Annotated in this window: 7 protein-coding genes and 1 pseudogene (1 of these 8 running past the window's edge); 6 read left to right on the top strand and 2 right to left on the bottom strand. The window is 64.2% G+C overall.

The features are described from left to right. The 4 genes and pseudogenes from ACFE99_RS13460 to ACFE99_RS13445 form a co-directional block, all read left to right on the top strand. Positions 1–569, top strand: a pseudogene (locus tag ACFE99_RS13460) (thiolase domain-containing protein) (it extends 550 nt beyond the left edge of the window). A gap of 75 nt (positions 570–644) precedes the next feature. Next, the gene (locus tag ACFE99_RS13455; RefSeq protein ID WP_375486032.1) at positions 645–1,814 is read left to right on the top strand and encodes a thiolase domain-containing protein; all 1,170 of its coding nucleotides are present in this window, start codon (positions 645–647) and stop codon (positions 1,812–1,814) included. Positions 1,815–1,822: 8 nt separating this feature from the next. Beyond that, complete coding sequence (locus ACFE99_RS13450; RefSeq protein ID WP_375486049.1) at positions 1,823–2,707, top strand: TIGR03619 family F420-dependent LLM class oxidoreductase; 885 nt, start codon at positions 1,823–1,825, stop codon at positions 2,705–2,707. Beyond that, the gene (locus ACFE99_RS13445; RefSeq protein ID WP_375486030.1) at positions 2,704–3,129 is read left to right on the top strand and encodes a nuclear transport factor 2 family protein; all 426 of its coding nucleotides are present in this window, start codon (positions 2,704–2,706) and stop codon (positions 3,127–3,129) included. Before ACFE99_RS13450 ends, ACFE99_RS13445 begins: the two co-directional genes overlap by 4 nt. Positions 3,130–3,193: 64 nt before the next feature. On the opposite strand, the gene ACFE99_RS13440 is transcribed toward ACFE99_RS13445, so the two are convergent. Continuing rightward, positions 3,194–3,718: a gamma carbonic anhydrase family protein gene (locus ACFE99_RS13440; protein ID WP_375486028.1), complete on the bottom strand. Its 525-nt coding sequence runs from the start codon at positions 3,716–3,718 to the stop codon at positions 3,194–3,196. Positions 3,719–3,889: 171 nt separating this feature from the next. On the opposite strand from ACFE99_RS13440, the gene ACFE99_RS13435 reads away from it, so the two are divergent. After that, positions 3,890–5,053, top strand: coding sequence for a Rieske 2Fe-2S domain-containing protein (locus tag ACFE99_RS13435; RefSeq protein WP_375486025.1), 1,164 nt, complete (start codon positions 3,890–3,892; stop codon positions 5,051–5,053). After that, positions 5,050–5,508, top strand: a complete 459-nt coding sequence (locus ACFE99_RS13430) for a hypothetical protein (protein ID WP_375486023.1) — start codon at positions 5,050–5,052, stop codon at positions 5,506–5,508. Before ACFE99_RS13435 ends, ACFE99_RS13430 begins: the two co-directional genes overlap by 4 nt. Before the next feature lie 7 nt (positions 5,509–5,515). On the opposite strand, the gene ACFE99_RS13425 is transcribed toward ACFE99_RS13430, so the two are convergent. Beyond that, complete coding sequence (locus ACFE99_RS13425; RefSeq protein WP_375486021.1) at positions 5,516–6,661, bottom strand: sulfotransferase; 1,146 nt, start codon at positions 6,659–6,661, stop codon at positions 5,516–5,518. Between the last annotated feature and the right edge of the window lie 40 nt (positions 6,662–6,701).

The raw sequence follows: 6,701 nt of genomic DNA, 5'->3' as shown, positions 1-6,701 counted from the left end.
CTTACCAATATTTACCACCAACACATCTAGATCACTCAGATCCCCCTCACATGAACATCAACGAGTTGCTGCACCGACCGTTCTTAGCAGAGCCGCTGCGCCGGCACGACATTGCACCGATCACCGACGGCGCCGCGGCCATCGTGCTCGCCGCCGACGACCGCGCCCGCGAGCTATGCGAAAACCCCGCCTGGATTACTGGGTTCGAGCACCGCATCGAATCTCCCGTACTCGGTGCCCGCGACCTCACCGAGTCGCCGTCGACGAGAGCGGCGACCAGGATCGCCACCGGCGACAAGATGCGCACGATCGACGTCGCCGAGATCCATGCCCCGTTCACCCACCAGCACCTCATCCTCACCGAGGCCATGCGGATACCGGCGTCGGCCAGGGTGAATCCGTCGGGCGGTGCCCTGGCGGCCAATCCGATGTTCGTCGCCGGCCTTGAGCGGATTGGGTTCGCTGCACAACACATCTGGAACGGCTCGGCGCGGCGGGTGCTGGCCCACGCCACCAGCGGGCCTGCGCTGCAACAGAATTTGGTCGCGGTTATGGAAAGGAAAGACTAATGGCGGCGCCAGCGACAATGACAAGAGTAGCGATGAGGCGGGGGCACCTCCCGCTTGCGGGGGCGAGTGGCGCTGATGGCTAAGCAACTCGCGGCGGTCCTCGGCACCGGGCAGACCAAATACGTCGCCAAGCGCCACGATGTGTCGATGAACGGCATGGTGCGCGAGGCCATCGATAAGGCGCTGGCCGACTCGGAGGTCACATTCGACGACATCGACGCCGTCGTGGTCGGTAAGGCACCCGACTTCTTCGAAGGCGTCATGATGCCCGAACTGTTCATGGCCGATGCCGTTGGCGCTTCCGGGAAGCCGCTGATCCGCGTGCACACCGCCGGTTCGGTGGGTGGCTCCACCGGCGTGGTGGCTGCCAGCCTGGTGCAGTCGGGCAAATACCGCCGCGTGCTGGCGATGGCCTGGGAAAAGCAGTCCGAATCCAACGCTATGTGGGCGCTGTCGATTCCGGTGCCGTTCACCAAGCCCGTCGGCGCAGGGGCAGGCGGTTACTTCGCTCCACATGTGCGGGCATACATCCGCCGCTCGGGCGCGCCGACTCATATCGGCGCAATGGTCGCGGTCAAAGACCGCCTCAACGGCGCCAAGAACCCGCTGGCGCACGTGCAGCAACCCGACATCACGCTGGAGAAGGTGCTGTCATCCCAAATGCTTTGGGATCCAATCCGATTCGACGAAACCTGTCCGTCGTCAGACGGTGCTTGCGCACTGGTCATCGGCAACGAGGAGATCGCCGATCAGCGCGTCGCCGACGGTCATCCGGTGGCCTGGATTCACGCCACCGCGCTGCGCACCGAGCCGCTGGCCTACGCGGGCCGCGACCAAGTCAACCCGCAGGCCGGGCGGGACTGCGCGGCCGCGCTGTGGAAAGCGGCCGGCATCACCAGCCCGATCGACGAGATCGATGCCGCCGAGATCTATGTGCCGTTCTCGTGGTTCGAGCCGATGTGGCTGGAGAACCTGGGATTTACCCCCGAGGGCGAAGGCTGGAAGCTCACCGAGGCCGGCGAAACCGCGATCGGCGGGCGGCTACCGGTGAATCCATCTGGCGGCGTATTGTCGTCCAACCCGATCGGCGCCTCAGGCCTGATCCGCTTCGCCGAGGCGGCCATCCAGGTGATGGGCAAGGCCGGGGCGCACCAGGTTCCCGACGCGCGAAAAGCCGTGGGCCACGCGTACGGCGGTGGCTCGCAGTACTACTCGATGTGGGTGGTAGGGGCCGACAAGCCGTGACCGGTCGAATGAAGTACACCTGCAGTATCGCGATGGGCCCCATCGACGAACTGCTCGACATCGCCCGCATTGCCGAGGAAGCCGGCTTCGACGCGATCGCGTTGCCGGATTCGCTGTTCTACATGGAGAAGGCGGCCGCCGACTACCCCTACACCGCCGACGGGTCGCGGATGTGGGACGAGAACACGCCATGGGTCGACCCGCTGATCGCCGCCGCCGCGATGGGAGCGGTGACGTCACGGCTGCGGTTTTACACCAACGTGATGAAGCTCGGGTCGCGCAATCCGTTGCTGCTGGCCCGCCAAGTCGGCTCGGTGGCCAACCTGACCAACAACAGGTTCGGTTTCGGAGTCGGCATAGGTTGGGCGCCGGAGGAATTCGAATGGTGCGGGCAGCCGTATAAGCGCCGCGGGGCCCGGGTCGACGAGATGATCGAGGTCATCAAGCTGGTGCTCGGCGGCGGCATGGTTGAATTCCACGGCGAGTTCTACGACTTCGACAGGCTGCAAATGAGCCCGGCGCCCAGCCAGCCCGTGCCGTTCTACGTCGGCGGGCACACGGACGTCGCGCTAAGACGCGCCGCCCGGGTCGGCGACGGCTGGACCAGCGCCATGATGACTGCCGAGCAGCTCGCCGAAACGATCGGCCGGCTAAACGAGTTGCGCGCCGAATACGGTCGCGCTGATCAGCCGTTCGAGTTCCAAGCGGTGTGCATAGATAAATTCGGCGTTGACGGGCACCGAGAGCTTGCCGAGATCGGCGTTACCGACAACATCGTTATCCCGTGGGTCCTCGACGGCCTGGGCTTCGATGCGCCGCTGGACAAGAAACGCGACTCCCTGAAACGTTTCGCCGACACCTATATCCACTCCGGCTGGCAGGACTCACCATGACCGACACGCAGACCAAGACCGAGCACCCCGCGCACGCAGCCGGCCGCCGCTCACGAGAAGCGGTGCAGGCCAAAAACAAACAAGCCTGGCTGGACGTTTTCACCGACGACGCCATCGTCGAAGACCCTATCGGCCCTTCGGCTTTCGACCTGGACGGCAAAGGGCATCGAGGTCGCGACGCGATCTCCGTGTTCTGGGACAAGGCGATCGCCCCTACCGACAAGATCGAGTTCAACTTCCGCGACACGTTCCAGTGTGGCAACGAAGAAGCCAACGTCGGCAACATCGTCATCACCATGGGCGGCCACCAGATCACCGCCGAAGGGGTTTTCACCTACAAGGCCAACGATGACGGCAAGCTGGTCGCGTTGCGCGCCTACTGGGAGATGGACCGCGCGGCGGCAACGGCACAGCCCGTGTAGGCCGAGCAGACGCAAAAGCACCTATTTAATGCCGAAATGGGTGCTTTTGCGTCTGGTCGCCAAGCTAAATCGACTCCAGCCCGGTCAGATAGCGTCGGGCTAAGTCCTGGTAGGCCTGCGGGTTCACCTTCACCCAGGTTTCAGCGCTGGTCCCGGCGATCGGGCCCTTGACGCTTGCGGGTGACCCCACTACCAGCACCTCGGCGGGAATCTGCGCGCCCGCCAGCACTAGCGCTCCAGCCGCGACCATGCTGCGAGCGCCGATCACTGCACCGTCGAGGATCGTGGCATGGTTGGCAATCAGCGCCTCAGTACCTACATGCACGCCGTGCAGCACGCACATGTGCGCCACCGTCGCCCCCGGACCAACGTCGACCGGGATGCCGGGCGGCGCGTGCAGCACCGATCCGTCCTGAACATTCGCGCCTTCCCGCACGACAATCGGTGCGTAGTCGCCCCGCAGCACGGTGTTGAACCACACCGACGCCCCTGCCTCGATCGTGACGTCGCCGATCAGGCTGGCGGTCGGGGCGACAAATGCGGTCGGATCGACTTTCGGTGATCGGCCCTCGAAGCCAAACAGCGGCATCGTTCACATATACAGCAGGCCGGGTATAGCCGCAGGCACAGAGTGATTGCCCGACGCCTCCTCAGGCCGCTCAACCGGCTCGCATTGCCGCTGGGCAGGCCCCGTCGTTGCACTATTCGCCGGAAAAACTGTAACGTGTTCTAGTTGGAAGCTGACGATGTGGGAGGTGTCATGGCTACCGAGACGGCCGGCATCCGCGAGATCGACGCCGGCACCCTGCCCGACCGGTACGCCCGCGGTTGGCACTGCCTCGGCCCCGTCAAGGACTACCTGGACGGCAAGCCGCACGGCATCGAGGCGTTTGGCACCCATCTCGTCGTGTTCGCCGACTCACACGACGAGTTACACGTCCTGGACGGCTACTGCCGGCACATGGGCGGCAATCTCGCCCAGGGCACCATCAAAGGCGACGAAGTCGCCTGCCCGTTCCACGACTGGCGCTGGGGTGGCGACGGCAGGTGCAAGCTGGTGCCCTATGCCAAGCGCACCCCGAAGCTGGCCCGCACCCGGTCCTGGCACACCGATGTGCGCGGCGGCCTGCTGTTCGTCTGGCACGACCACGAGGGCAATCCGCCGCAGCCGGAGGTGCGAATTCCAGAGATCCCGGAGGCGCACAGCGACGAGTGGACCGACTGGCGGTGGAACTCAATCCTGATCGAGGGCAGCAACTGCCGCGACATCATCGACAACGTCACCGATATGGCGCACTTCTTCTACATCCATTTCGGTCTGCCAACGTATTTCAAGAACGTCTTCGAGGGCCATGTCGCGTCGCAGTATCTGCACAATGTCGGCCGCCCCGATGTCGATGACATGGGCACCACCTACGGTGAGGCGCACCTGGATTCGGAGGCTTCCTACTTCGGGCCGTCGTTCATGATCAACTGGCTGCACAACACCTACGGTGACTACAAGGCCGAGTCGATCCTGATCAACTGCCACTACCCGGTGACCCAGAACTCGTTTGTGTTGCAGTGGGGTGTGATCGTCGAAAAGCCCAAGGGGCTCGACGACGCGACCACCGACAAGCTTGCCGCGGCGTTCACCGACGGTGTCAGCAAGGGCTTCCTGCAGGATGTCGAGATCTGGAAGCACAAGACCCGCATCGACAATCCGCTACTGGTCGAGGAAGACGGCGCCGTTTACCAGATGCGTCGCTGGTATCAGCAGTTCTACGTTGATGTCGCCGACGTCACCCCGGATATGACCGACCGCTTCGAGATCGAGGTGGACACCACCAAAGCGAACGAGTTCTGGCACGCCGAGGTCGAGGAGAACCTGCGGCGCAGGGCCGAAGAAGAACCGAAAGGGCAAGCAACCCAGCCGTCACGATGACCGCGGACAACGAGTCGAGCGTACCCGACGTCGATCGACTGGCACGATCGATGCTGGCGCTGCATGGCGCGCACGGCGATGAGCAACCGGCCCGACAGCGCGGGAGCCGCAGCTCTACAGCGCCCGTCGTCCCCTCCGACCCCGAACGTGCTGCTGCGCTGCGCGAAGCCACCCAACGCGACCGGGAGCGGTATCTGCGCTGGGGTCTGCAGCCCGTTGATTGCCGCTTCTGCCACGTCTCGGTGCTTGTCAGGAAGCTCGGACCCGGACATACGTCCGTGCAATGGAATTCGCAAGCTGCCCAGCGCTGCGCCTACTTTGCGGAAGTTCGAGAAGCCGGTGGTGACACCGCACGCATTCCGACGTGCCCGAAGCTGGCCGACAGCATCGATCATGCGATCGCCGAGGGCATCTTGGAGTGGGCGCCGTCCGCTCCGCCTCCGGGCGACGGCTGAGTTCCCGCTACAGGCCCGCGAAGCGCTCCTTGACCGACTCCGCGGTCAGCCCGTAGTCGGCAAGCGAGTAGGTGTGTTTGGGCGCCCGCGGGCCGCTCTTGCTTTCGGCGTGGCTCTTCTCCATGGCATCCCGTGCGTGGTCGGTGAGCGTCAGCCCGAAGTGACGGTAGATCGCCTCGACGGTGCCGATCGGATCGGCGATGAAATCGGCGTAGTCGACATCGTAAAACTGAGCCGGATCGTATTTCGCGCGTGCGGTGTTGAACCGCTCCAGCCCCCGTGACCAGGTTTCCATTGAGTCGTAGCCGATCTGGGCGCCGACGAAACTGTTCGACCATCCTTCGGTCGTGTGCTGCGCCAACGAGCACATCGAGGCCATGATCGTCTCGACCGGCCGATGCGTTTGGATGATCAGCGCGTCGGGGTAGGTCGCCATCAGCGCATCCAGCGCAAACAGATGGCTGGGGTTCTTGAGCACCCACCGCTTGTCGGCGTCGTTGAGACCGATCAGCTGAAGGTTTTTGCGGTGCCGCCGATATGCCGGCGTCCAGTCCTGCTGGGACAGCCATTGCGCATAGCTGGGCAGGTGGGCCAGCGTTTCATACGACACCGAATGAAACGACTGTCTCAGCAGCTGCCAGCACTCCTCGAGTTCGGCGGCGGCCATGAAATGCAGCCCGGTGTAGTCGGGGTTCTCCTCGTGATGCCGGGTGTACTGCGCATCGAGCTGGCGATACACCGGATTTGTTTCCCAGGTGTCGCGCGGCGGGCGAGGCTGGGGGTACTCGGCCAGCCACATCTGCAGACCCTGATGGGCAGGGTCGGCGCCCAGCAGCCGGTGCAGCGCGGTGGTGCCGGTGCGCACCAAACCGGTAACGAAGATCGGTCGCTCGATCACGACGTCGGCGTACTCGGGGTACTGCTTCCACGCCGACTCCGACAACAGCCTGGCCACGAGCGCACCGCGCAGGAAGTAGCGGTTCATCTTGCTGCCCAACGGCGTCAGGTCCGCCTCGCCGCGATAAGAATCCAGCAGCACCGCAAGCGCTTCACGGTAGTTGTCGTCGTCGGTCCCGAAATCATCGAGCCCGGTCACCTTGGTGGCCGAGGCGTGCAACTCTTCGACGGTGCCGACGTCGGTGCGCTCAGTCATGATTGCGCCGCCTCCTCCTCATCGCTCCGCTCTGCATCGT

It is taken from the genome of uncultured Mycobacterium sp., from assembly GCF_964249325.1.
Lineage (GTDB): Bacteria > Actinomycetota > Actinomycetes > Mycobacteriales > Mycobacteriaceae > Mycobacterium.
Note: the sequence above shows the minus strand (reverse complement) of the source record. Positions and strands in the feature narration are given on the sequence as shown.

What these genes read in the sequence shown, in the direction of transcription:
- ACFE99_RS13455 (WP_375486032.1), top strand. Translation starts at nt 645, where the DNA reads ATGGCTAAGCAACTCGCGGCGGTCCTCGGCACCGGGCAGACCAAATAC.
- ACFE99_RS13450 (WP_375486049.1), top strand. Translation starts at nt 1,823, where the DNA reads ATGAAGTACACCTGCAGTATCGCGATGGGCCCCATCGACGAACTGCTC.
- ACFE99_RS13445 (WP_375486030.1), top strand. Translation starts at nt 2,704, where the DNA reads ATGACCGACACGCAGACCAAGACCGAGCACCCCGCGCACGCAGCCGGC.
- ACFE99_RS13440 (WP_375486028.1), bottom strand. Translation starts at nt 3,718, where the DNA reads ATGCCGCTGTTTGGCTTCGAGGGCCGATCACCGAAAGTCGATCCGACC.
- ACFE99_RS13435 (WP_375486025.1), top strand. Translation starts at nt 3,890, where the DNA reads ATGGCTACCGAGACGGCCGGCATCCGCGAGATCGACGCCGGCACCCTG.
- ACFE99_RS13430 (WP_375486023.1), top strand. Translation starts at nt 5,050, where the DNA reads ATGACCGCGGACAACGAGTCGAGCGTACCCGACGTCGATCGACTGGCA.
- ACFE99_RS13425 (WP_375486021.1), bottom strand. Translation starts at nt 6,661, where the DNA reads ATGACTGAGCGCACCGACGTCGGCACCGTCGAAGAGTTGCACGCCTCG.